This window comes from Sulfurisphaera ohwakuensis, from assembly GCF_009729055.1.
In the GTDB taxonomy this organism is placed as follows: domain Archaea; phylum Thermoproteota; class Thermoprotei_A; order Sulfolobales; family Sulfolobaceae; genus Sulfurisphaera; species Sulfurisphaera ohwakuensis.
In genome coordinates, this window is sequence record NZ_CP045484.1 from 43,905 (window position 1) to 67,136 (window position 23,232).

Here is a 23,232-nt window from a genome sequence, read left to right on the forward strand (position 1 = left end):
ACTTGTGTTAGAAAAAGTTATTAAATATGCTATTGTTGGCGGATTAGGTACTATTGTTAATGAGGGAATTCTTTTATCTACTAAACCTTTTATACCTATTGCTATCTCATTAGCATTAGCAATCGAAATATCTATTTTATTTAATTTCATCCTTAACGACATATGGACTTTTAAAGATTCAAGAAAGGGCAAAATTATAACTAGATTATGGAAATTTCATGTTTCGTCTTTAGTTGGTGGTGTAGTACAGTATGTTATTGTGATTGCTCTTGTAGTTTTGTTTATACATTTTGGTAATCTAACTCAGTTGTTATTTCTTCTATTCTTTTCAAGCTTGCATCTATCTTCTTTATATTTAGCTATAATCAATTTTCTAGGTATAGTTGCTGGTTTTGGAGTGAGGTTTATTCTTAGTATAAGGTACGTCTGGGAGATTTGAATATTTTAGGGTTTTATAGTGTAATATATTCTTTTTTTGCCTTTTCCTCTATTCTCAATTTTTAAAGGTACTATTTCTCCTATTTCTAAAGTATTAGAAACGTGAGGTCCTCCATCAGCTTGGATATCTATTCCTTCAATTTCCACAATTCTCCATATGTCTATATTTGGTGGCATTCTTTCAGCTAACTTTACAATTCCGGGTATTTTGAGTGCTTCTTCCTTCTTCAAGAAGTAAATTTTTACTGGTATTCCTTTTTTAGCTATTTCGTTGGCTTCCTTTACTATTTCTAATAGTTTATTCTTATCATCAATATCGAAATCATCTTTAGCATATTCTGGTGAAATATTTCCACCAGTTATTTTAGAATTATACTTTGAATATGCTATTGCAGCGATTATATGGGAAGCTGTATGTAATCTCATCATTCTATATCTTCTTTCCCAATCTATTACTCCAGTGATTTCATCTCCTTCCTTAAATGGTACCGAGGTAGCCTCATGTGCTATTTCTCCGTCTATTTCTTTTACGTTATTAACTTCTATTTTATTTCCGTTAAAGATAAAGTAACCCTTATCATTTTCTACACCTCCTCCTCCAGGATAAAATGCCGTTTTGTCTAAGAATACAAGATTTCCATCAATTTTTGTGATTTTTGCCTTAAATTCCTTTATATAACAATCTGTTAGGTAAAGTTTCTCTACCATAACTTAAATTACTACTTACGTTTTTTTAAGCGTAATTATATAGGTTCCAAATTTTTCTGAAAATGAGACTGAAGTTGGATCTACGAACGTTGGCAACTTTATTACTTTTATTACGTTATTACTTTCCTTGTCAAAAATGTAAACCCCTTGTTTATCGGCTTTAACTATCAAATTTTCAGATTTTAGATTCCTCCCTCTGAGATCAATTAATACTTTTAAAAGATTACCATTCATGAGTATATCAACATCTGGATCTTCAGTAATGGTGGGCATACTATATACTTATTTCCTTTCCCTCACTTTTAAACCTATATTATGTGTAAAACCCCTTTATAAGTTTATCATACCAAGATATAAATTGCCCATGTTAGGAAAAGAAGACTTCCAAAAGATTTGGGCTGGAAACGAAAAAGTAAAAATACCAAAAAGCAAAGAACCATTAAAATATAGGTTAATTCAAGCTCAGTATAAAATTAGATCAATGATAAGTAGATTAGACTCTTACATTGCTAAAATGCAAGAAAGAGACAGAACACTATTCGAGAGAGTAGTAGAGGCTCAAATGAGTAAGGATCATACAAGGGCAGCGATGTATGCTAATGAAGTTGCAGAAATTAGAAAAATAACGAAGCAGTTAATAACAACTCAAATTGCACTAGAACAAGTTGAATTAAGATTAGAGACTGTTGGTGAATTAGGAGATATTTACGTAAATCTAATACCAGTAATGGGGGTTATTAGCGAGTTAAAGGCTGCATTAAAGGGAGTAATGCCAGAGCTGTCAATTGAGCTAGGCGAATTAGGTGATAGTTTACAAGAAGTAGTAATTGAAGCTGGCGAATTCAGTGGTGTAGGTGGTGTAGGAGTAACTTCATCTCCAGAGGCAAGAAAGATATTAGAAGAGGCATCAATGATTGCAGAACAGAAGATGAAGGAACAATTCCCAGAGCTACCAGCTGGTGGATTGGCTTCTTCACAAAAATCATGAACTTTCTTACCACATTTTTAAATTTCTCATTTTTCTTTTTTATATTATGGCTCAAGATTTTAATGTTACCCCTTGGGAAGTAAAAGGAAAAGTAGATTATGATAAGCTAATTGTTCAATTTGGAACTCAAAAAATTACTTCAGAATTAAAGGAAAAGATTAAGAGTATTATTAATGATGAACTCCACGTTATGTTAAGAAGAGATGTTTTCTTTTCTCATAGGGATTTAGATTTAGTTTTAAAAGATTATCAAGATGGTAAAGGATTTTTCCTATATACCGGAAGAGCCCCTTCATTAGGTATGCATATAGGTCATTTAATTCCTTTTATCTTTACTAAATGGTTACAAGACAAATTTAATGTTAATCTATATATAGAGATAACAGACGATGAAAAATTCATGAGGAATCCAGAATATACTTTGGATCAGACTAGACAATGGGCTTATGATAATATTTTAGATATAATAGCTGTTGGATTTAACCCAGATAAAACTTTCATATTTCAAGATACAGAGTATATTAGAAATATGTACCCTATTGCAATAAAAATTGCTAAAAAATTGACATTCTCTGAAGTTAGGGCTACGTTTGGTTTAGATACTTCTTCAAATATAGGAATAATTTGGTATCCGGCATTACAAATAGCCCCTACAATGTTTGAGAAGAGGAGATGTCTAATACCAGCTGGTATTGACCAGGATCCTTATTGGAGATTGCAAAGAGATATTGCTGAGAGTTTAGGTTATTATAAGGCAGCACAGATTCATAGTAAATTCCTTCCTCCATTAACTGGACCGGAAGGAAAAATGAGCTCATCTCAGCCTGAGACAGCAATTTATCTTACTGATGATCCTAAGACTGTTGAAAGGAAAATAATGAAATATGCATTTTCTGGAGGTCAACCCACAATTGAATTGCATAGAAAATATGGTGGTAATCCAGATATAGATGTGTCATTTCAGTGGCTGTATATGTTCTTTGAGCCTGATGATAATAAGATAAAGAAAATAGAAGAAGATTATAGATCTGGTGCACTTTTAACTGGTGAACTAAAACAGATATTAATAGAAAAATTAAATGATTTCTTGGAAGAACATAGGCAGAAAAGAGAAGAAGCTAAGAAATTAGTGAATGTTTTCAAATATGACGGAGAACTCGCTAGAGAGATGTGGAGGAAGATTCACGAATAATACCGTATTTCTTTAAGTAGTATACGATTAGGTTAGTTGATCTATTCAACTTTTTAGCAATTTCGTATATAGATTTACCCTCTTTATACATACTAATAATTTGGTTTATCTCTTCTTTGCTCATCTTTTTTATTCTCTTTCCTAAATTATGTTCCTTTAAAATTCTAAGTACTGTGGATTCATTCATATTTAACTCTTTACTTATTCTTCTAGCACTATAACCTTGCTTAGCTAATTCCACTACTCTTTCTATTAACTCTTTAGGTACTTTATTCCTCATTTTTACTCCTTCTTTAATGAGAATATTCCTTACTTTTCCATAACTCATATTCATCTCTTTAGCTATTTCTCTTATTGTATAACCACTATTATACAGATTTTTGATTTTTTCTATAACTTCTCTTTCCATCACTTTTTTAAAGCTAAAAACCTAAAAATAAACTTTTTTCCATATTCAGTTATGATAAAGATAGGAATTCATAGGTTTACTTAAAATAAATACCTTAAGGTTAAAGATGCATTCAATTTTTATTCATAATTAATGAAGAAATTATAAATTGAGAAAAAGTGAAAAGTTAAGTTCACAATAAAAGAAATACATAAGTTACATAATATTTATAAAAACTAAAGTTAATTATTCCATCGAGAAGTATAATTAAAAAGTCTTGAAAATAATAAAGGCTGCAATAATAAAGTTTATTTAATATTTAACAGCATATACTCTCTTGATAATACCTTAAGACTTAAAAAATCAATAATTGACTTAAATATGCAATGAATATTTTTTATGCTTTTGGCCTAGGCATAGTCATGGGTTTATCTATTGCTGCACCTCCAGGACCTATAAATGCAATGATGGCTCATGAGTCTATAAGGTCTTCATTACACGGAACTGCAGTAGGAGCTGGCGCAATGACTGCTGATTTCATATTCTTCTGGCTAACTTACTTTTTTAAGAGTATTATTCCTTCTTCAGCTCTCATATTCTTCTATTTTATAGGAGGAGCATATATGCTTTATTTAGCTTATGGGGTACTTAAAATAAAAGGATTTAAGGCTACTATAAAGGGAAGTTATGTTAAGGGATTAACCACGGCTATAGTTAATCCATACCAGATTAGTTGGTGGCTCACTTTTGGAATTTCAATGCTTCAACAATTTTCTGTTTTCATAGCTCCAGGTTTTTTCACTGGAATTGTTATTTGGATATTCTCTTTCCCAATGATTATTAATAAAATTGGAGAGAAGTATGTTATAGGTGTTAAGATTTTCTCGTTCATAGTACTTTTAGCCTTTGGAATATATATTTTATATCAGGGTATTTATGCTCTCAAAATCTGAAATTAGGGAAAAGATTTGGAAACTCCTTGAAGATACTAACATTGCTTCTTTTCCAAGACCAGTATACGGTAGGATTCCTAATTTTAAAGGAGCAGAGGAAGCAGCAAAAAGATTAACAGAAACTAGGGAGTTTAAAGAGGCAAAAATAGTAAAAGTTAATCCGGATTCTCCTCAAAGACCCGTTAGAGAACTAGTGTTAAGGAGTGGGAAAATTCTTATCGTACCTACTCCTAGACTAAAAGGAGAGTTTTATTTACTTGATCCTAATAAAATAAAGGATTATAAAGAGGCTTCAAAGATAAGCGGTTTCTCAAGGTTTGGTGAAGTAGTTGATTTAAACTCAATTTCAAGAGTTGATTTTATAGTTGCAGGTTCTGTGGCCGTAACCATGTATGGAGATAGAATAGGCAAAGGGGAAGGGTATAGTGAACTGGAATTTGCAATATTAAGGGAATTAGGTAAGGTTAATGAAAATACTCCTATAGCTACTACTGTACATGATATACAAATTGTAGATTTTATTCCAACAGAACCTTATGATGTACCTATTGATATTATAGCCACACCTACAAGAGTTATTTACACAAAGAGAAAAAGAGAGAAACCAAAAGGTATTTATCTTGAATACTTAACTAAAGAGAAAATTGAAGAAACTCCATTTTTGAAGAAGTTTTTAACCCAGAGAGGATATAAGTTGCTTTAATTGATCACATAATTCATTAGCTTTTTTCTCTAATTTAGTTCTTATTTCATCCTTGTTAACGTAATACATGAATTTCGGCCTTCCTCCTTTGTTATTTCCACTTTTTTCTTTCTCAATTAAGCCAGCATCTGAAAGTTTTTTAAGAATTAAACTCGCTCTGCTTTTACTAATTCCTAATTCACTAGAAATTGTATCAACATTCTTACCTTCTTTGCTTTCCATGATTTTAAGAAAAGCTTCTATTTCTGCCTCTGAGAGTCCATAAGCTACAGCAAGGAATCTCTTAAAAATTACGCTTTTTTCAGTAATTTCAATACTCATTTTTTACCACCTATCATCTTTAATATTAAATAAACTATTTTTTAAATTTAACCACTATTCTGACTAATAACTTTTTTATACTTTATACGTATTGTATTATACTAAACATGAATAAGGATGAATTAAAAAAAGTTATTATAGATTTACTGAGTAAAGAGGGACCAAAAACATCTACTGAGATAAGAGATATTCTGATAGAAAAAGGTTATGAGTTTGATATGATAAAATTTAGAGAAGCATTAGCTGAACTTGTAAGAGAAGGAAAAGTAAAGAAAGAGACTAGCTACGAGAGAAAGAAGTTTTTATTTTATGTCACTGCTGATTAGAGTTTTCCACTATATGTATAACTTGTTCAGCGATCCTCATAAACTCTTTTGAAGCTGGATTATCTGGATATTTTAAGAAGAATGGTTCTCCTAGGTCATTAGCTTGAGCAACAATTGGGTCTAATGGAATTTGTCCTAATAAAGGTACTCCCATTTCTTCAGCCATTTGCTTTCCTTTTCCTTCTCCGAAAATATAATATGGTTTATTATCTGATGGACATAAAAAGTAACTCATGTTTTCTATTACTCCTAATATTTTGGCGTTTATCGTTTTTGCAAAATTAATTGACTTCTTTACGGCTAAAGTTGATACTTCTGAAGGTATAGTGACTATTATCATTCCAGTTAAATTAGGAACTAATTGTGCTACTGATAAAGCCTCATCACCAGTGCCCGGAGGCATATCAATGATTAAATACTCTAATTCACCCCAATTTACATCTCCTAAGAATTGTTTAATTGCAGTATGTTTAATTGCTCCTCTCCAAACTACTGGAGTATCATCTCTGGGTAATAGGAAATCAATTGAAACAACTTTTATACCGAAAGGACCTATAACTGGGTTTATTCCACCTTTATCATCTGCTGTTAAATATTGACCTCTAACTCCTAGCATTTTAGGTACAGAAGGACCATGAAAGTCTACATCAACGATACCAACACTTCTTCCTGCAGCAGCTAATGCCATTGCTAGATTAGAGGAGACAAATGACTTACCTACTCCACCCTTTCCGCTTAGCACGGCTATCTTATATTTAACTGTTTTCATCTTCATCTGTATTTTCAAATCAGCTGCTTGAACTTGTTGATTAACTTTTCTTAAATCTCTTGGTTGTTTTTGTGGTTGTGGGGATGATATTCTGAAAGGATTACTACTCATCACTTATACTATCTTCATACGAGCTAATAACCTTATCTAATGAAATTAATAGATCTTGAATTTCCTCTATATTTAACCAGTCTACAATATCGCAATTATTTGAGAGAATTTGTTCCACAACCTCTTCTGGTTTTTTATTAGTTACATTAATTTCACAAATATTACCAAAATACTCTTTAGCTTCACCACTTATCACTCCTAAAATTTCAGCCATGACGTTTTCTGCAATTTTTAACTCTCCCCACCCTCTTCTTTTTAATTCCACATAAAGTACTCTTGGGTCTTTTCTTAATACTATTACTTTATCTGCATGAGAGATTAATGAAGGATATATAGTCTCAATTACAACATTCCTATTCTTAATAAAAGAATCTATTAACTGAAATGCTTTTTCCTCATCAATAACATAGCTCTGCCTTAATTCATCATATTCAGAAAAAGCCTTATTTTGAATTAAAAATGATGAAACATGAAGCTTTTCAAAACCCAGTTTTTTAGATAATAGGTCTACAATAGTACTCTTACCACTCCCTGGTGTCCCAGTAATAATTATTATCATAAGTATAAAGTCTACTTTAATGCTAAAATAGTCTCTACTATATACAATATTGCTGAAATGCCAATAACTATGATTTTCGTTTGCTTATCCCCACTCCCCTTCCATATTTCATAAATTCCATAGGGAAACATTAGTAATCCTATGATTAGAAGCACTTCTTCTACTATGTTCACACTGTTCCTCTTGTTTTATTTATTTTAAAAAATAGTAGTGATAGTAATATTCCAGTTAGAATTCCTCCAGTATGAGCCCAGATATCGACGTCAAAAAATGGTAAAGTATCACTCAAGATAAATACCGAAACAAGAAGAATTATAGAGATTTGATTTAATTGTCTATCTTTAAGATAATCAGTAACAGTATAGTAAGCAAACAAACCGAAAATTCCTCCTGAAGCACCAGCTGATGCAACAAATGGAGGATAAAGATAAAGTGAGAGAATATTTCCTACTATTCCAGCGATAAGGAAAATTATATATTCTAACTTTCCCGCCTCTCCTTTATAAAGCCAGTAAATAAAGTACATTGCGATAGTATTAAATGCCCAATCGAAAAAGTTAGGTGTTACGAAAATAGATGTAAGTATCTGCCAATAAAAACCATGAAGGACTAGATAATTTATTTGTATTAAATAATAAATCAATGATGATCTTTCTAAAGATAAAATTTGGCCTATTATATATCCAATAGTTATTAAAATAGTCAATACCACTGTAGATTTCATAATACATAATAAGGTACAAAGGTTAATATAAGTGCAAATATTAATGCAATACCCCATATTGCTGAATTCCATCTTAGAACTTTTTGTCCGTCTAATGGAGGAAGAGGTATTAAATTGAAGAATGCAACGTAACTATTGAATGTGAATATTTCTGCTAGCAGGTACAATAGATAAATGTTCGAAATTGGTATAAATAAGAGAGACAAGAGGGATAATATTGCGATAACTAAATTGGTTAATGGACCAGCAAAAGCTGTTTTACCTTCAACGTCTTTTGTCATTAAACCAAATCTACAAAATATCCCAGTATAACCAGAAACGAATACTAAAAACCCAAAACCCGTAAGTCCACTTATTAAGTTTATTAATAACGTAGCGAGAAAACCTTTAAAGCTTAATGTAAATCTTGAAGCACATCCGTAATTCCTTGCAGATTGCCTGTGTGCAATCTCATGGGGAATTATTGCAGTTGTAGCAGTTATTATAGGTATTAATACACCTACTATAACTCCGTATCTTAAATAATGTGGTCCTACAAACGCTACAGCTAAAGATAAAATAGCTAAGAGAAAAGATAAACCTTCATTAAGGTTTCTGAATCTCCATTCTAAGTAATCAATGTAGCTCAAATTATCACTACTTGAATTACTAATAAGTAGATAAAATTTTTTTCGAAATTGAACTTGTATAATCTACCGTAGTAGAATCAATCTCCCAAATTATACCCCTATCTTTATAATCAGTTACAATGAAATTTTTATCTATTATACCCTCAAACTTAATCTTAGAAATTTTTCTAAATGAACTAAATATTTCGAATATAATAAATTTATATAGAAAAGGCATTTGTACTCTTAAACAGTTTAAATAATCCACGCTCTTACGCATAATATCAAAAATTACTCTATCAAATAGCTCTGGTTTTGAAATTGAAATTTGAATATTACCAGAATAATTTACTATCGCAAGAAAGTGTTGAGTCGATTTTTCAGCATCGGTAATCCATAATTCAAGGAAAATTCCAGTATTTGGACAAGTAAATGAATAAGGTTTTCCGCTTACATGAATCGTTAACATAGAGTTATTTTCTTTTATATAATCTATTATAAAATCAGAAAATATATTCATATTTATTCCGTTCTGCTCTAGAATCTCTCTTAACTCTTTAGTTAACCCTACTAAGTCACCACTGCTACTTAAGAGCCTACTATCCCCAGCAAAAATATCTACATAAGCTTCGTATCTCACAAAAATAAATATTATTTATTTCTCCTTAAATACTTTGTATATATTTCAGCCTCTATATTCATGTTCTTTAGCAGAATTTTTTCTACGTATTCTTTATCTTCGTCATTTATTTCAATATTCTTTATAATCTCCTCTACTTCCTCTAATCTTTTTATTGCTTCTTCTAACTGAGACATAAGAATAAATCGGAATAAGAGGTAATTAAATAATTTGCAAAACAGATTTAATATTACTTTCTCCCAATTAATTTTCGGTTAACTCTCTGTATTTTTTACCGATTTCTATAACTTTCTTAACTACTTCTACTGGATCCTTACCTAAAACGTAAGTTATAGGCTCTAATCCTTTTCCTCCAAGATGAACTACACAATCCATACCACTATAAAAGGCAGAATATATTAAGTTAGAGATACTTTCATCATCAGTCTCATCGCTTGGTCCAACGTAAACTATCCTAAAATTTAGAAGATGTAATGCTTCATCAATCTTTTTGTCATATTTTATGTTCATAATTGATCTTATACTGGGATCTTTCTGCATAATCTTAAGAAGTATTGTAGCAAGATGTTTACTAGAGCCCCAAGATGGATTTGAAGCTGGAGTTGGTATTCCCTTAACTTTTGTAATTCTGCCTTCAACTGCTAATATATCATTTATTCCTTTTGGATTCTTTCTTGCAAAAGCTAAGTTACTTAAAACCTCTGGTATTAACGGAGTCACAAACTCATTTTGTAGCATGCTCAAAGCTATTTCCATTCTTTCTTCCTCATTTTGCCTATAAATGTATCTGCAAATATCACAATCTTGAGGAATATACTTATCATTTTCTTTATGAAATTTGCAAAATTTTAGTTCTGATAAATATCTTAATCCTATATCAGTTATATAATACATTGCACTCTTAGTATCATTTTTATTCAATATATTTACTAAATCTTGTATTATATCTTCTATTTCTTCATCTTTTAATCCTAATTCTCTTAATTTTTTATATTGGAAATTCTCATCTTCATCTAAGTATTGCTTTACTGCTGGCTGAGTAACACCTAATAAAATTGCTATTCTATTTTGGCTCATACCAAGTTCTCTAAGTTTTTTAGCTATCAATACTTTAATTGTTGGTAGGAGATTATCCGTAATGAGCTCTAATGGAGTTTTTACCACAATTATTAATTTGATTAAAGGTAAATATGGTGAATGGAATTTCTCATTTTCTGCAATAGACGGGAGTTTTCATGAGATACAGTACATTGGAGGAAACTTAGCTTATATTGTAGTTAGTAAAGTTGAAGGAGAAGTTAAGCAAAATAAAATCTTAACGTTAAAAATTGACTATGAGGAGAAAATTTGCGAAAATTGTAAAGTAGAGGATGAAATGAGAGAGATGGAATATGAAAAAGCTAGAAATGCCTCCTCAGACATAATCTTTCTAGATAGGAAAATTAGTATGGATGATTTCGAGGAAGATAACTTAATAGCAATAGTTAAAGATCCGTTTGAAAGAATTAGTATAAATGGAGAGACTCCTTGGTTATTACCAGTTTATGAAAAGGGGAAAATAAGGGGGGCATACTTTAAACTTTTCCCGTTTAGTTGGATATTTCTAGTTGAGACAACATTAAACATAGATTGGAGTGAGATTCTGCATATTCTTTACTTTTTGGGTAGTGAACCTATTCCAGAGGCTCTTGGATATAATTATCCACTATTTCTAGCTGATAAGGTAGCTAAATTTTATAGAGACAAAATGGTTAAAACATTAGATTTATTCGCATCAAAATTTCCTCAAAGATATAGGCAATTTAGAAGCTTAATAGAAAGAAATAGGAGGAAGTAAAAATGTCCTTGTTTATTGATACTGATGGTAGACTTAGAGAAATAAAAGTATTTACTAGGCCTACGGCTGACGGTAGAGGTTCGATATCTTTCAGAACGTTTATAATTGAGTTCCCTTTTAATAGAAATATTGAGATAGATACTGGAAAATTACTAGCTGTAGAAACTATTAAAGAAAATAAATATCTTGTTCTAGAAGTAGTAGATTATCTCCCATTACACTATGCAATGATCAATCTTGACGGTACAATACCAAAAGAATTAAGAGATGAAATAATGAGAAGAGTTGAGGAAAGTTGGAATTCTAACGAATCTTGGATAGAAACTTATGCATCTCCAGTAGGGTACATAATGGAAATTAATGAAAATAATATAAAATTTACAAAGGGATATATACCACCACTGCTAGGTTCAAAGATAAAGCTATTTACGCCAAAAGCCTATGAGAACTTCATTTTTTATGAAGACGGAGAAAATATAGGAAAAGTTGTAAATGAAAACATAGATCTAAAGATAAGTTTAAGGAAAGCTATAAAGTATCACATAGGAGTATTTGCCTATACTGGTTCTGGAAAATCTAATTTAACTGCTTTATTAGTTAGAAAAGCCTTAGAATCAATACCAGAATTAAAAGTAATAATAATAGATGTTTCAATGGAATACGCAGTCCTTCTTCTTGATCAACTAGTCAAACTTAACTCTAGATTAATAACTCTAGATAGATTACCAAACAATGAGATTGACGCCGGAAGGAGATTAGTTAGAACTCACGTTATTCCAGAAGAACTTTCTGAGTTTAAAGAAGAGATTAGGAAAGCTTTTGAAACTCTCTATACGCAAAACAAATTAAGAAAACTTTACATTCCTCCGCAAGGTATAACGTGTCTAACCTATGGATATTTAATAGAAATGGTTAGATCTCAAGTCGAAGATAAATATGTAGCAACAGCACAAAAACCGTTCTTTCTCATGTTACTTCAACAAATAGATAAATTAATGAGGGAGAAAAAAATGACTAAGGACGATATAGTTGATGATAGCATAAATGAGATATTAACTGAAGTTGAACTTAAGGCTAGAGAGGCTAACCTAAGAGAGAATTCTGCGATATTTACCTTTATTTCTGCAATAAAGAGCTATATAAACCAAGAACAAGTAACAAGTGAAGAATATGACATAGAGGCGTTAGCAATAGAAGCTCTCGATAATTCATCAGAATCGGCTAGATTATTTATAGTTGAGTCGCCAAATATGGACGACGCTAGAATGATAGTATCACTACTTATAGATCAGATATTTATGAGGAGAAAGAGATCCTATTCATCATCCCCAACACTTCTGTTTGTTCTTGATGAAGCTCAAGAGTTTATACCATTTGATACAAAACAAAAGGATAATAGTGAAGCATCTTCACTAGCAGTTGAGAAACTGCTTAGGCATGGAAGAAAGTATTACCTACATGGTTTAATTAGTACGCAAAGATTAGCATATTTAAATACTAATGTATTACAGCAGATTCATACTTACTTTGTAAGTACATTACCAAGACCATATGATAGACAGTTAATTGCGGAAACGTTTGGAGTATCAGACTCCTTAGTTGAAAAAACTTTAGAATTCGATGTAGGACAATGGATGATAGTGAGTTTTAAGGCTGCGCTCAAAGAAGATATACCAGTTATATTTAAAGCTGAAAATAACATAAATGAGCTTAAAGAATGGCTGAAAAAGAAATAATTAATTATATAAGGACTCTAATAACAAGCGAAGAGCTAATAAGGGCATTTACGAAAGTAGATAGAAGGAAATTTCTTCCAGATAAATTAAAAGACAGAGCGTATTCAATTAAACATATAGATGAACCATTACAAATAACTAAAAACTATACAACTACTGCCTTAAGCCTTGGATTGAAAATGCTTGATTTACTTGAGCTAAAAAAGGAAGATAAGGTGTTAGAAATAGGTACTGGAATTGGTTATTATACAGCATTAATTGCTGAGATTGTTGGAGGAAAAAATGTTTATACAGTCGAGTATGATGAAGAGATGTTTAACATAGCAAAACAAAATCTCAAGGAATACAATGTTAACCTTATTTTTGGAGATGGAAGTATTGGTTATGAAGAAGCAAAACCGTATGATAAAGCTATAATTTGGGCTGCATCGCCAACATTTCCTTGTCTAATTTACAATCAAATTAAAGATCAAGGAATAATTATAGTTCCAATAACAGATAAAAAGGATAGACAAGGATTATACAAAATCGTGAAAGGAAAATCACCAACAATGATTAGATATTTTGATGTTATCTTTTCTCCATTAAGAGGTATTTGTGGTTATTGGTTAAATTAAAAAAGAATATTAGCTTAAGACTGTAACAACTTTACGTAACTTTTAATTCCTTTTAATCATTTCTCAATACGACTTTTATTATGATCATGTTTATATAAGTACCCATGGCGTAACTTATCCTTATTTTTACTCACTTTTAATTCCGCCATGGGTAAACACTCTCTTAAAATAACCTGATAACAAGCATGAAAAAATAAATTTTCCTAATCCCTCGACCCTAAAAGATGAAACTTAAATTTAAAATCCTTTTTATTCATATTAATAGGTTATAAGAGCTAAAATACACCGAGAACTTTGAAAAGCTCACTAATTGATGTAGCTACAAACACACTGCCTAAAAACATGTAAATATGAGCTGGATGCATCTTATTTGCTATCTTTGCAAAATAATAACCCGATATCAAAGCAGTTATACCAATTATTATCCCAGCTATTATATCGATTCTTCCAGCACTTATATATGCTGTAGTTCCGCTAATTGCTGAAAATAACATAGCTAAAGTGGCTGTACCAATCATTCTTTTGATATCAATTGAAAATAAAAGCATCATAACAGCAATAAACATTATACCGCCACTTGCCCCTAAAGTTCCAGTTACAATGCCTATAATCATCGCTAAAATTATAGCTATTAAGAACTTCGTTTTCCCGATCTCAATCCTCTTTATATTAAGCATTGGATTTCTAGATCTTTTAAATGACATATATGCCATGTATGACGTGAATATTGTAAATGATGCTTCTAAACCCTTTTCTGGTACTGCAAATGCTATTCGCGAACCTAATTGTGCACCTACTACTGCGCCTAAACCTAAGAGTAAAGAAACTCTATAATCAACATTTCCGTTTTTAAAGTAGACAAAGATAACTGAAAGTGTAGTGATCACGTCTACAAGTAGACTCGAACCAATTGAGTCATAATAAGAAAGACCTAAGTAAGAGAGAGCTGGAACTACTATAAGAACGCCACTAGACCCAGTAATCCCAGTTAGAATTCCTACTGAAATTCCAATAAGAATAAGAAAATAAATTGGGATCATAAGTAACCACGAGATAAAAAACATTTAAAGAGTTTCTAATATAGATTAAGTTATTACTCTTCCTTCTGTTTTAAGACTTACAGATCTTAAAATGAAAATTTCTCTATAAGTAACATTTTCACCATTGATTAACGTTACATTCAGTAAACACTCGAAATACTTATAAAAGCCTCCATTAAAACAGAGAAAATTTAAAATATTGGAAAATATTCTTTATTTAAAGTAAAACAAAGATATGTATTCATTTCAAAAATAATACGCGGGCCCGCCGGGATTTGAACCCGGGACCTACGGGTTGCTTCCCGCAACCCGTTACGCGGTTAAAAGCCCGCCGCTCTACCTGGCTGAGCTACGGGCCCACAAAAATGAAGTATTGTAAGAAATATTTAAAGTTAGCTTAAGGCGAAAACATTTACAGAATCTATTTTTGTTATCACTTAAATGACTGTTTAAAAATGTTTACTAAGGTTAAGTTTAGATCTCACTATAAGATTAACATCAAATATATTATGATATTTACAGCTCTAATACTAAATTTAAAAATAGTATTCGTTTTAAGACAGTTTAATCTACAATAGATAAAATAACCTATATTATTAATCATAGTTATTCTATGTTAAGATTTAAGGTGAAACGCTTTATGATATGTTTCTCAGTTTTAAATTATAAAACAACCCGTAAGGAAACGATATAGCTAGTGCTAAACCTGGTATTAAATTCAGTAGATATTTTTTAAATCCTCCATAATAGTAAACACCATAACCTATCAAAGGTATATAAAGAGCGGAGATTAATGGAAAAAATGCAGACAAAATAGCTAGTATATAGTAACTGCCATAATATGTATAACCAGTCAAAAACGTAATATCTGTTAGTCCATCAAATAACAACATTAAATCATATTTACTTCTCCATAAATTTCTTCTTGCTTCTTTTATCGAAGATTTAAAATCAGTTCTAGCGTGAACTTTATTTAAATGTAAACATCTTCCATTAACAGGTTCTACTCTATATCCTAATTTTTTTAGTTTTGCATAAAGCCAAACGTCTTCATCTCTTTCATATTTTTCGTCGAATCCTCCTATCATTTTTATATATTCAGTATTAATTCCAGCACATCCCAGATTAGGATTGTGCTCTCCTTTATTAATAGGCTTTTCAATTTCTTCGCTTGAGTAGGCATAATGCATCCATGTAAATGCAACTCCTTCTAATAGTTTTTCTTCAATCTTCTTACTAAAATTACTAGGTAAAACTACGTCACTATCAAGAAATATTACATGTTTTTCAGATGTTAATTCTAGCATTTTATTTCTTAATTTAGCCATATTAACTTTTTTCATTCTTTTATCCTTAACATAAGTAATTTCAGATCGAAGTGATAAGAAATATTCCTCTATATCTTTTCTCTCACTATTATCATAAATTACAACTCTATTAACTTTTTGAGATAAAGCAGAGCTTACAGATTGTTTTACCCATTCTAGTTTATCACTAGGACCGACTGGTATAATAATTTCCATTAAGTAATTGAATATAAATGGAAGAAATAAAGGTAGCCGTAATTGCACATGGTCTGGGAATGAGTAGAGGTTACAGTGGTGAGGGATATGTTTATAAAAACGTCTTTGAATTACTAAAGGAAAAAAATATAAATTTTGTAGCAGTAAGCTTTTCTAAACCGTATGACACTTCACTAAATTCTATTTACTCTTTGCCTTTTCATTTACCGAAGTTTGATAAATACCAAAGGCTTCTTGTTTATTTTACTGCTAAGAAAGTAAAACCTAAGTTGTTTTTTAATGCTTCTGGTATTTTGATTCCATTGTCTAATATTGCCCCTCACATTATTTACGCAGGAGCACCTGCTATATCCTCTGTACCTAGTAAATATACAAGATCATTTTTTTGGAGACTTTATCTTTTACCTTTTAGGATAATTATCAGCAGAATAAAGGATGAAGCTAAGAAAGCCACAATAATTGCCAACTCTCTTTACTCTGCTAGAGCAATAGCTAAAGTCTTTGAAATACCTCAGCCTCAAGTAATTTATCCTCCGGTCGATGTTGAGTTTTACTCAAAAGCTTTTGAAAATGAGGATAGGGAAAGTGTGTTTGTTACTATTGCTAGGTTTGAAAGAGGAAAAATGATAGAGAATGCAATAAAATTTTCGCATCTTAGCGGAATTAAGGGAATCGTAATTGGCTCTTTGAATGACAAAAGGTATTATAAAGAACTTGTGAGATTAAGAGATAGACTAAATGCTGATATTAAGTTTTTACCTAATTTACCAAGAGAAGAGGTTTTAAAAATACTTTCTAAAGCTAAATTATATTTCCACCCAACTATTGGTGAACATTTTGGAATACCCATCATAGAGGCTATGGCATCTGGTGTTGTTCCCATTGTCCCTAAGGAGAGCGGTGGTAGTGAAATAGTTCCTCAATTCTCTTATGACAACTTAGAGGATGCTGTTAGGATAGGTAAAGAAATCATTGAAAAATATTCGAATAATTTAAGAAAAGAAATGCATGAAAAAGCTATAATGTTTGATAAAAATAACTTCAAGGAAAAAATTTACGACGTTATAAGTAAATATTTAATGTAGAGTATTTTATTATTTCCCATGGTTTACGTGATAACTGGTGGTGCTGGTTATATAGGTGGGCATTTAACAGATTATTTAGTAGAAAGAGGAGAAGATGTCGTTGTAATTGATGATTTTTCTTATGGAAAATATATGAATAATAAAGCTATTTATAAAAAGATAGATTTGAGATCTAATGCTGACATAGAAATACCAAAAGATTCAATTCTTTTTCATTTAGCTGCCAATCCAGATGTAAGGACTTCAATGATTCACGTGCAAGAACATTTTGAAAGGGATGTAAAGGTTACTCTTAATACATTAGAAATAGCGAGAAAATATGATGTTAAAAAATTTATCTTTGCCTCTTCCTCTACTGTATATGGAGAGGCAAAAGTTATTCCTACACCAGAAGATTCTGAATTAAAGCCAATTTCTAACTATGGTCTTTTTAAATTATTAGGAGAAGAAATGGTAGAATATTATTCTAGGGTTTATAGTATAAGAGCAGTTTCGGTTCGTTTAGCTAACGTAACTGGAGGTAGAATATCTCATGGAGTAATTTATGATTTCGTAAATAAACTCTTAAAAGATAGTAATAAGCTAGAAATTTTAGGAAATGGAAAACAGAAAAAAAGTTATATCTATATTACAGATACAATAGAAGGATTAGTCTTATTAGCAGAGGAAAATACTGGTTCGTATTCAGTATATAATCTTGGTAACGAAGATTGGATTACTGTTGATGAAATTGCTAAGATCGTGGAAGAGGAAATGGGTGTGTCCCCCAAGCATATATACGTTGATTCTGGAGAAGGAAGAGGATGGGTGGGTGATGTTAGATTTATGTTACTTGACATAAAAAAGATAAAAGAAATTGGTTGGAAGCCTAAATATACTTCTAGAGACGCTGTTAGACTTGCTGTGAGGGATTTATTAAATGAATTACATAAAAATTAGGCTGCTAGGCTTAGGTTTGCTTCTTCTCTCTATAACTATAATAATATTATCATTTGAAATATTATTTCTTGGATTACAGATAAAACTCGGTAATTTTAGACTGTCTGATTACTTCATAAAAGTTATTAATTTTTTAATTATCTTAGGCGTTTTTGGTTATTTAGGGTATGTTGGATATGTTATGCTTAGTACTGGAGAAAGGAGATAATAGCGTTTAATTTAAATACCAGACATTATATTGATTTTTGTGGGCCCGTAGCTCAGCCAGGTAGAGCGGCGGGCTCTTAACGTAATATATACAGGGTAGAGGAGATACCCGTAGGTCCCGGGTTCAAATCCCGGCGGGCCCGCGTATTATTTTAAAAATTCTTTCATAATCATTTTAATAATCTTGTATTTTCCTTCTATTTTATTTACCATAATTAAACCTGGAATACCAGTTGCAGGATGGATTTTATCTGGAAATGGAACAGGATCTAGGCCAAGCTTTTGACAAATAATAAGCAAAGAATTAAAATCAATTCTTTTTTCTCCAATTTTTCTAATTTTTCTTCCTTTACCCCTACTACTAGCTAAAAAATAAGCTAACCATATGGCTACTTTTTCCCCTTTATAGTCTCTTAAGCTCATTCTTTAATCAGTATAGCATTTATTGTTCCGTCTTGACCTGGCCTAGAAGTTACCTTTGCTTTTCCCAATTCTGTTTGAATTATTGATCCTTTTACAATTATTCCTCTTCTAGCATACTCCTTATTTGCTGGAGTTTCTATAACTGATAATATTTTTGCTTTCTTGCTTACCTTTTCTTGAGGGTCATATATGTTTGCAAACGTGGCATATTTCACTCTTATTTTTATATTTCCTCCCATACCTCTTTCTTTTTCTATTAACTCCTCAGTACTAAGTTTTGTTTCAGTAGGAGGAGAACCTAATTCAAACTTCCTTTTATCTCTATGTTTTCCTTTTTTACCACCAGTTATTTTCCTAAAATCATTACCTTGAAAATATCCCATACGAAACTTATTTAAGGAGGTAGCTTATAAATTTAAGCACCGAAATTTCTTTTCCTCTTTTGATAAGATCTTATTGCTCTCCATAAGTCTATCTTTCTAAAGTCTGGCCAATATGTGTCTACAAAAAAGAGTTCTGAATACGCTATATGCCATAAAAGGAAATTACTTATTCGTATTTCACCAGAAGATCTAATTACTAGATCTATGTCTTCTAGCTCTTTATCATAAAGGTATTGCCTAAATATATTTTCATTAATATCATCTAGTTTTATTTTTCCTTTCTCGTAATCTGCAATAATTTTTTTGGTAGCATCAATTATTTCTTGTCTTCCCCCATAACAGATTGCAAGAGTAAGCTTCCTCTTGTTAAAATTCTCAGTTTTTTTACTTAATTGATTTAGTACTTCTAATAGGTCTAAGGGAAGTTTATATATTAGACCTATTGCTCTTACTTTAACTTCATATTTGTAAATTATTTCGCCATAGAGTAACTCTTCTAATCCTGCCTTAATGTAGTTAAATATTGTATTAAGCTCAAGATTTGATCTCTTATCACAATTTTCTGTTGAAAGTGCAAATACCGTTATATTTTTTATACCCATCTCTAGTAACCATAATAACACTTGTTTTAACTTTCTGTAACCATTATAATATGCATCATTTATACTTAAGTTGTTGGCTCTTGCCCATCTCCTATTCCCATCTGGAATAATTCCAACGTGTTGAGGAAATGGACCATTTTTTATCTCATTCCATAAAATTTTTTCATAGAACTTATAGACTGGATATAGTATAATCTTCCCTACTTTTTCTTTAAACATAATTCTTCTATCGCATTGATATAAGTTGTTAAAGCTATAAATATTTCATCGATAGAAATCTTTTCATTATTTGTGTGTTCTAACGTAGAATTCCCAGGTCCATAGGTTACTATTTCTTTTGCTATATTTTTTAATATATTCATATCACTAGTCCCAGCTTTTCTAGCTAGTTTTGGCTTAAACCCTTGCTTTATTATGCCTCGCATAACTGCTTTAACAATATTACTATTCACATCAACTTTCACTGGTTCTATATCTTCTACTATTTTTATATCACATGTTTTAAACTCATTATGAATAAGAGCTAGAATCTCATCCTTAGAGTTTTTAATCGAGTATCTTATATCTAGATGTAAATACCCTTCTGAAGGTGTCATATTTATATAATCACCAGATTTTATTATGGTAGGTACTATAGAAAAATTCTCATAGTTACTTGGTTCTCTATATATTTCTAGAATTTTTTTCGATAAGTCAACTATCAAATTCTCTTTAGATGAAGAAGAATGTTGAGAATTTCCTCTACATAATATATCTAAATGCAATACTCCCCTATATTCCACTATAACATCTAAAGTATTACTGGGTTCCCCTACGATAATATAATTGTACCTAATACCACTATTAGCTAATTCCCTTGCGCCCTTACTTTTTCCTTCTTCATCTGCTAGTGCAGCAAATTGAACTTTATACCCTTTTTCATTTAATATATAAGTTGCCAAAAGCATAGCAATCAAAGGACCTTTTGCGTCAACAGCCCCCCTACCATATATAACTTCTCCTTCTATTTTAGGCTGTATAAATCCTGGAACTGTATCTATATGTGATGCTAAGAGTATATCCCCTTTTCCTAGGAAATACGACTTAGATTTAGAAATTTCAAGATTAAGATTAAATTCCTTTGAGACTTTTTCAAAAAAATCTTTAGCTCTTTCTTCTTCGCCAGAAGGAGTATAAATTGAAAGTATTTCAAGTAGTAGCTCTTTTATTTTCCGTCTCAATAATTCCTTTTCTAGCTGCATTTGATGCTTCCTCCATATCGCTTTGTGTAATCATGTATGGTGCAAGAAATCTTATAACTGTTGATCCAGCTTTTAAGGCTAAAACTCTTTCATCTTGCATAACTTTTAATGCAATTGCTGGTGGAAATCTAATTTCAATACCTATCATCAAGCCTTTACCTCTAATTTCCCTCACTGATTTCAAATCACTAAGTTTTTCCCGGAGAATTTTCTTAAATATCTCTCCTTTAATGCTTGCTTGTTCTACTACATTGTCTTCCTTTAAAACTTTCGATGCCGCAGTAACTGCAGCCATAGCCATTGGATTTCCTCCATAAGTACTACCATGATCACCCTCTTCCAATTTTTCCGCTATCCAATCTGGCAGAAATAAAGCACTAACTGGAAAACCTCCCCCAATTGCCTTTCCTGCTGTTAACAAATCTGGAATAATACCATAATGTTGATAAGCCCATACTTTTCCAGTTCTTCCAAAACCTGTTTGAACTTCGTCAACTACTAACAAAGCACCTACTTTTTGTGTTTGTTCTCTTAAAGCTTTCATGAAGTCTTCATTAGCTGGAATCACTCCGGATTCACCTTGAATTGGTTCAACTATTACAGCAGCTGTTTGTTCATCTATGTTCTTTAATTCATCTATATTATTATAAGTTAGAAATTGTACTGGTGACATTAATGGTTCAAAAGGTTCTCTATATCTTTTATTCCATGTAACTGAAAGGGAACCTGCTGTTCTTCCGTGAAATGAATTTTTGAAAGCTATTATTTTTTTCCTACCAGTTATTTTCCTAGCAGTTTTCAGAGCAGCTTCAACAGCTTCAGTACCGCTATTTAATAAAATAATGTTATCCATCTTATCTGGTTTTAAAGGGTCTAGTTCTTTTAGCATTTCGTCTCTGATAGGGGTAGAAAATGAAGTAGACAAAGTCATAATATTTTCCATTTGTCTTGATAAATATTCTATAACCCTTCTGTTTCTGTGTCCTAAAAAGGCTACACCAATTCCCGTATGAAGGTCTAAGTATTTTGTTCCACTAATATCCCATACGTACTGACCCTCTCCTTTTACTATAGTCAGTCCTCTATCTCCATAAAGTTGAATGAACTTCATTTTTTAATCCACTCTTCAATTTTTCTAATTAAATACTCTGATACGTTAAAATTATTGACTCTTACAGTATTTTTGTATTCTGGCACTCCATTTACTTCATTAATTATATAACCTCTTTCTGGATCTTCAAATACATCGATACCTAGAAAGAATCCTCCTATTATATCTTTTACTTTTAATGCAAGATCTTGTAATTCTTCGTCTATCTTTAAAGGTTCTGCCTTAGCACCTAAAGCTGTGTTTGTTTTCCAATTCCTCGAATTCACTCTATAAATTCCAACTGGTGCCTCATCACCTATGGTGAATATTCTTATGTCCCTATCGGGTTTTTTCACAAATTCTTGTATTAAATAAATATATCTAAATTGTAACGTAGTATATTCTTGATACTCTAAAAAGTTCCTTAATGTATCCTCATCAGTGGCTCTGGCTACCATCCTACCCCAGCTACCTTCAACTGGCTTTATTACAACAGGATAACTTAGTTTATTTGCAAGTTCTAAGGCTTTTTCTTTAGAAAAAGCTACTATTGTTTTAGGAACTCTTATCCCATGCTTTGATAATAACGATAAGGTGTAAAGTTTGTTTTCACATTTTATTAAAGTTGAGGAGTCATTAATAGTTTTGTAACTTAAGTTTTCAAATATAGTGGATGTTATTACTGCTCTAGCATGAGAAGTATTTCTTTGTATTATAACATCAAGATCTCCTAATGTTTCATTACTATCATTATTATAAAAATAATAAAAATCTTTAGTATATATTGGAATTACAGTATGTCCTAATTTCCTCGCTTCTTGTATAAGATTTTTTTCTTCCCATCTTAGGAGATCATATATTACCCCTAAGATCACTCTCCCCAGTCCTCTCCTACTTGCTCGGCTAATCTTAGTGCGAGTCTTCCATGATCATTATATACTTCTAATTGAGCTCCACATTCATGCTCAACTATTTCTCCAGGCAATGCGTCATCTGGAACATTTACATCTCCATTACATACGGGGCACTTTAGGACTACCATTTTTGGATCAAATATATCATAAAAAGTAAGTAGTTGATA

The 23,232-nt window shown here is 31.3% G+C and carries 33 protein-coding genes and 2 tRNA genes; 13 read left to right on the plus strand and 22 right to left on the minus strand.

The window, feature by feature from the left end; genetic code table 11:
• The first annotated feature begins 4 nt into the window (after positions 1 to 4).
• The gene (locus D1869_RS00255; RefSeq protein WP_156013402.1) at positions 5 to 439 is read left to right on the plus strand and encodes a GtrA family protein; all 435 of its coding nucleotides are present in this window, start codon (positions 5 to 7) and stop codon (positions 437 to 439) included.
• 5 nt (positions 440 to 444) lie between these two features.
• On the opposite strand, the gene alaXM is transcribed toward D1869_RS00255, so the two are convergent.
• The gene (alaXM, locus tag D1869_RS00260) at positions 445 to 1,146 is read right to left on the minus strand and encodes an alanyl-tRNA editing protein AlaXM (RefSeq protein WP_156013404.1); all 702 of its coding nucleotides are present in this window, start codon (positions 1,144 to 1,146) and stop codon (positions 445 to 447) included.
• Between the two features lie 15 nt (positions 1,147 to 1,161).
• Positions 1,162 to 1,419 carry a hypothetical protein gene (locus tag D1869_RS00265; RefSeq protein ID WP_052846186.1) on the minus strand — a complete coding sequence of 86 codons (258 nt, stop codon included), beginning with the start codon at positions 1,417 to 1,419 and terminating at the stop codon, positions 1,162 to 1,164.
• Positions 1,420 to 1,510: 91 nt separating this feature from the next.
• Here D1869_RS00265 and cdvB1/B2 point away from each other — a divergent pair, with 91 nt between their 5' ends.
• Both cdvB1/B2 and D1869_RS00275 read left to right on the plus strand, forming a co-directional pair.
• On the plus strand, positions 1,511 to 2,134 hold the full coding sequence (gene cdvB1/B2 / locus D1869_RS00270) for a cell division protein CdvB1/B2 (protein WP_156015867.1): 624 nt from the start codon (positions 1,511 to 1,513) through the stop codon (positions 2,132 to 2,134).
• Positions 2,135 to 2,180: 46 nt separating this feature from the next.
• Positions 2,181 to 3,326 (plus strand): tryptophan--tRNA ligase, encoded by a 1,146-nt coding sequence (locus tag D1869_RS00275; protein WP_010978108.1) that lies wholly within the window; start codon positions 2,181 to 2,183, stop codon positions 3,324 to 3,326.
• Here D1869_RS00275 and cbp1 read toward each other — a convergent pair.
• Positions 3,295 to 3,738, minus strand: coding sequence for a CRISPR DNA repeat-binding protein Cbp1 (gene cbp1 / locus D1869_RS00280; RefSeq protein WP_156013406.1), 444 nt, complete (start codon positions 3,736 to 3,738; stop codon positions 3,295 to 3,297). The genes D1869_RS00275 and cbp1 overlap by 32 nt on opposite strands.
• 362 nt (positions 3,739 to 4,100) lie before the next feature.
• On the opposite strand from cbp1, the gene D1869_RS00285 reads away from it, so the two are divergent.
• Both D1869_RS00285 and D1869_RS00290 read left to right on the plus strand, forming a co-directional pair.
• Positions 4,101 to 4,667, plus strand: a complete 567-nt coding sequence (locus D1869_RS00285; RefSeq protein ID WP_156013408.1) for a LysE family translocator — start codon at positions 4,101 to 4,103, stop codon at positions 4,665 to 4,667.
• Positions 4,651 to 5,370, plus strand: coding sequence for a 5-formyltetrahydrofolate cyclo-ligase (locus tag D1869_RS00290; RefSeq protein WP_156013410.1), 720 nt, complete (start codon positions 4,651 to 4,653; stop codon positions 5,368 to 5,370). The genes D1869_RS00285 and D1869_RS00290 overlap by 17 nt, the downstream gene beginning before the upstream one ends.
• Here D1869_RS00290 and D1869_RS00295 read toward each other — a convergent pair.
• Positions 5,341 to 5,691 carry a helix-turn-helix domain-containing protein gene (locus D1869_RS00295; RefSeq protein WP_010978112.1) on the minus strand — a complete coding sequence of 117 codons (351 nt, stop codon included), beginning with the start codon at positions 5,689 to 5,691 and terminating at the stop codon, positions 5,341 to 5,343. The genes D1869_RS00290 and D1869_RS00295 overlap by 30 nt on opposite strands.
• A gap of 107 nt (positions 5,692 to 5,798) precedes the next feature.
• Here D1869_RS00295 and D1869_RS00300 point away from each other — a divergent pair, with 107 nt between their 5' ends.
• Complete coding sequence (locus D1869_RS00300) at positions 5,799 to 6,017, plus strand: hypothetical protein (protein WP_156013412.1); 219 nt, start codon at positions 5,799 to 5,801, stop codon at positions 6,015 to 6,017.
• Here the strand turns inward: D1869_RS00300 and D1869_RS00305 are convergent.
• The 8 genes from D1869_RS00305 to D1869_RS00330 all read right to left on the minus strand — a co-directional run bounded on the left by D1869_RS00305 (position 6,004) and on the right by D1869_RS00330 (position 10,592).
• Positions 6,004 to 6,897, minus strand: a complete 894-nt coding sequence (locus tag D1869_RS00305) for an Mrp/NBP35 family ATP-binding protein (protein WP_052846190.1) — start codon at positions 6,895 to 6,897, stop codon at positions 6,004 to 6,006. The genes D1869_RS00300 and D1869_RS00305 overlap by 14 nt on opposite strands.
• Complete coding sequence (locus D1869_RS00310) at positions 6,890 to 7,456, minus strand: adenylate kinase family protein (protein ID WP_156013414.1); 567 nt, start codon at positions 7,454 to 7,456, stop codon at positions 6,890 to 6,892. The genes D1869_RS00305 and D1869_RS00310 overlap by 8 nt, the downstream gene beginning before the upstream one ends.
• An 11-nt stretch (positions 7,457 to 7,467) precedes the next feature.
• Complete coding sequence (locus D1869_RS15070; protein WP_184650967.1) at positions 7,468 to 7,629, minus strand: hypothetical protein; 162 nt, start codon at positions 7,627 to 7,629, stop codon at positions 7,468 to 7,470.
• Positions 7,626 to 8,180: a rhomboid family intramembrane serine protease gene (locus D1869_RS00315; RefSeq protein WP_231113664.1), complete on the minus strand. Its 555-nt coding sequence runs from the start codon at positions 8,178 to 8,180 to the stop codon at positions 7,626 to 7,628. Before D1869_RS00315 ends, D1869_RS15070 begins: the two co-directional genes overlap by 4 nt.
• Positions 8,177 to 8,809 (minus strand): zinc metalloprotease, encoded by a 633-nt coding sequence (locus D1869_RS00320; protein ID WP_156013418.1) that lies wholly within the window; start codon positions 8,807 to 8,809, stop codon positions 8,177 to 8,179. The genes D1869_RS00315 and D1869_RS00320 overlap by 4 nt, the downstream gene beginning before the upstream one ends.
• A gap of 19 nt (positions 8,810 to 8,828) precedes the next feature.
• A complete protein-coding gene (locus D1869_RS00325) occupies positions 8,829 to 9,428 on the minus strand; it encodes a hypothetical protein (RefSeq protein WP_156013420.1) in 600 nt (199 codons plus the stop codon).
• Positions 9,429 to 9,439: 11 nt separating this feature from the next.
• On the minus strand, positions 9,440 to 9,604 hold the full coding sequence (locus D1869_RS15075; protein WP_184650966.1) for a hypothetical protein: 165 nt from the start codon (positions 9,602 to 9,604) through the stop codon (positions 9,440 to 9,442).
• 67 nt (positions 9,605 to 9,671) lie between these two features.
• Positions 9,672 to 10,592, minus strand: a complete 921-nt coding sequence (locus D1869_RS00330) for a thiamine-phosphate synthase family protein (RefSeq protein WP_156013422.1) — start codon at positions 10,590 to 10,592, stop codon at positions 9,672 to 9,674.
• Here D1869_RS00330 and D1869_RS00335 point away from each other — a divergent pair.
• From D1869_RS00335 to D1869_RS00345, 3 genes are read left to right on the plus strand one after another with little or no spacing between them, the layout of a single operon-like run.
• Positions 10,567 to 11,265, plus strand: coding sequence for a DNA double-strand break repair nuclease NurA (locus tag D1869_RS00335; protein WP_156013424.1), 699 nt, complete (start codon positions 10,567 to 10,569; stop codon positions 11,263 to 11,265). The two genes, D1869_RS00330 and D1869_RS00335, sit on opposite strands and share 26 nt — an antisense overlap.
• A 2-nt stretch (positions 11,266 to 11,267) precedes the next feature.
• Positions 11,268 to 13,001 carry an ATP-binding protein gene (locus D1869_RS00340; protein WP_156013426.1) on the plus strand — a complete coding sequence of 578 codons (1,734 nt, stop codon included), beginning with the start codon at positions 11,268 to 11,270 and terminating at the stop codon, positions 12,999 to 13,001.
• Entirely contained in the window at positions 12,983 to 13,618 is a 636-nt protein-coding gene (locus tag D1869_RS00345; RefSeq protein ID WP_156013428.1) for a protein-L-isoaspartate O-methyltransferase family protein, read from the plus strand. Before D1869_RS00340 ends, D1869_RS00345 begins: the two co-directional genes overlap by 19 nt.
• A gap of 275 nt (positions 13,619 to 13,893) precedes the next feature.
• On the opposite strand, the gene D1869_RS00350 is transcribed toward D1869_RS00345, so the two are convergent.
• The 3 genes from D1869_RS00350 to D1869_RS00360 all read right to left on the minus strand — a co-directional run bounded on the left by D1869_RS00350 (position 13,894) and on the right by D1869_RS00360 (position 16,181).
• Positions 13,894 to 14,658 carry a sulfite exporter TauE/SafE family protein gene (locus D1869_RS00350; protein ID WP_184650965.1) on the minus strand — a complete coding sequence of 255 codons (765 nt, stop codon included), beginning with the start codon at positions 14,656 to 14,658 and terminating at the stop codon, positions 13,894 to 13,896.
• A gap of 260 nt (positions 14,659 to 14,918) precedes the next feature.
• Positions 14,919 to 15,017: transfer RNA gene (locus D1869_RS00355), tRNA-Lys, on the minus strand.
• 279 nt (positions 15,018 to 15,296) lie between these two features.
• Positions 15,297 to 16,181, minus strand: a complete 885-nt coding sequence (locus tag D1869_RS00360; protein WP_156013432.1) for a glycosyltransferase family 2 protein — start codon at positions 16,179 to 16,181, stop codon at positions 15,297 to 15,299.
• Positions 16,182 to 16,198: 17 nt separating this feature from the next.
• Between D1869_RS00360 and D1869_RS00365 the strand changes: the two genes are divergently transcribed.
• From D1869_RS00365 to D1869_RS00380, 4 genes are all read left to right on the plus strand, one after another.
• The gene (locus tag D1869_RS00365; RefSeq protein WP_156013434.1) at positions 16,199 to 17,266 is read left to right on the plus strand and encodes a glycosyltransferase family 4 protein; all 1,068 of its coding nucleotides are present in this window, start codon (positions 16,199 to 16,201) and stop codon (positions 17,264 to 17,266) included.
• A gap of 18 nt (positions 17,267 to 17,284) precedes the next feature.
• Positions 17,285 to 18,205 (plus strand): NAD-dependent epimerase/dehydratase family protein, encoded by a 921-nt coding sequence (locus D1869_RS00370; protein WP_156013435.1) that lies wholly within the window; start codon positions 17,285 to 17,287, stop codon positions 18,203 to 18,205.
• A complete protein-coding gene (locus D1869_RS00375) occupies positions 18,186 to 18,413 on the plus strand; it encodes a hypothetical protein (protein WP_052846199.1) in 228 nt (75 codons plus the stop codon). Before D1869_RS00370 ends, D1869_RS00375 begins: the two co-directional genes overlap by 20 nt.
• Before the next feature lie 41 nt (positions 18,414 to 18,454).
• A tRNA-Lys gene (locus D1869_RS00380) sits at positions 18,455 to 18,555 on the plus strand.
• Between the two features lie 4 nt (positions 18,556 to 18,559).
• On the opposite strand, the gene D1869_RS00385 is transcribed toward D1869_RS00380, so the two are convergent.
• Genes D1869_RS00385 through lysW/argW form a run of 7 tightly spaced genes read right to left on the minus strand, consistent with a single transcriptional unit; the run spans position 18,560 to position 23,193 of the window.
• On the minus strand, positions 18,560 to 18,835 hold the full coding sequence (locus tag D1869_RS00385) for a signal recognition particle subunit SRP19/SEC65 family protein (protein ID WP_156013437.1): 276 nt from the start codon (positions 18,833 to 18,835) through the stop codon (positions 18,560 to 18,562).
• Positions 18,832 to 19,218: a 30S ribosomal protein S8e gene (locus D1869_RS00390; protein ID WP_010978126.1), complete on the minus strand. Its 387-nt coding sequence runs from the start codon at positions 19,216 to 19,218 to the stop codon at positions 18,832 to 18,834. The genes D1869_RS00385 and D1869_RS00390 overlap by 4 nt, the downstream gene beginning before the upstream one ends.
• Before the next feature lie 32 nt (positions 19,219 to 19,250).
• Positions 19,251 to 20,039, minus strand: a complete 789-nt coding sequence (uppS, locus tag D1869_RS00395; RefSeq protein ID WP_156013439.1) for a polyprenyl diphosphate synthase — start codon at positions 20,037 to 20,039, stop codon at positions 19,251 to 19,253.
• Positions 20,021 to 21,061 carry an N-acetyl-lysine deacetylase gene (locus tag D1869_RS00400; protein ID WP_156013441.1) on the minus strand — a complete coding sequence of 347 codons (1,041 nt, stop codon included), beginning with the start codon at positions 21,059 to 21,061 and terminating at the stop codon, positions 20,021 to 20,023. The genes uppS and D1869_RS00400 overlap by 19 nt, the downstream gene beginning before the upstream one ends.
• Positions 21,009 to 22,172: a [LysW]-aminoadipate semialdehyde/glutamate semialdehyde transaminase gene (gene lysJ, locus D1869_RS00405; RefSeq protein ID WP_156013443.1), complete on the minus strand. Its 1,164-nt coding sequence runs from the start codon at positions 22,170 to 22,172 to the stop codon at positions 21,009 to 21,011. Before lysJ ends, D1869_RS00400 begins: the two co-directional genes overlap by 53 nt.
• Entirely contained in the window at positions 22,169 to 23,026 is an 858-nt protein-coding gene (gene lysX / locus D1869_RS00410; protein ID WP_156013445.1) for a lysine biosynthesis protein LysX, read from the minus strand. The genes lysJ and lysX overlap by 4 nt, the downstream gene beginning before the upstream one ends.
• Complete coding sequence (lysW/argW, locus tag D1869_RS00415) at positions 23,023 to 23,193, minus strand: alpha-aminoadipate/glutamate carrier protein LysW (protein ID WP_010978131.1); 171 nt, start codon at positions 23,191 to 23,193, stop codon at positions 23,023 to 23,025. Before lysW/argW ends, lysX begins: the two co-directional genes overlap by 4 nt.
• Positions 23,194 to 23,232 lie beyond the last annotated feature (39 nt).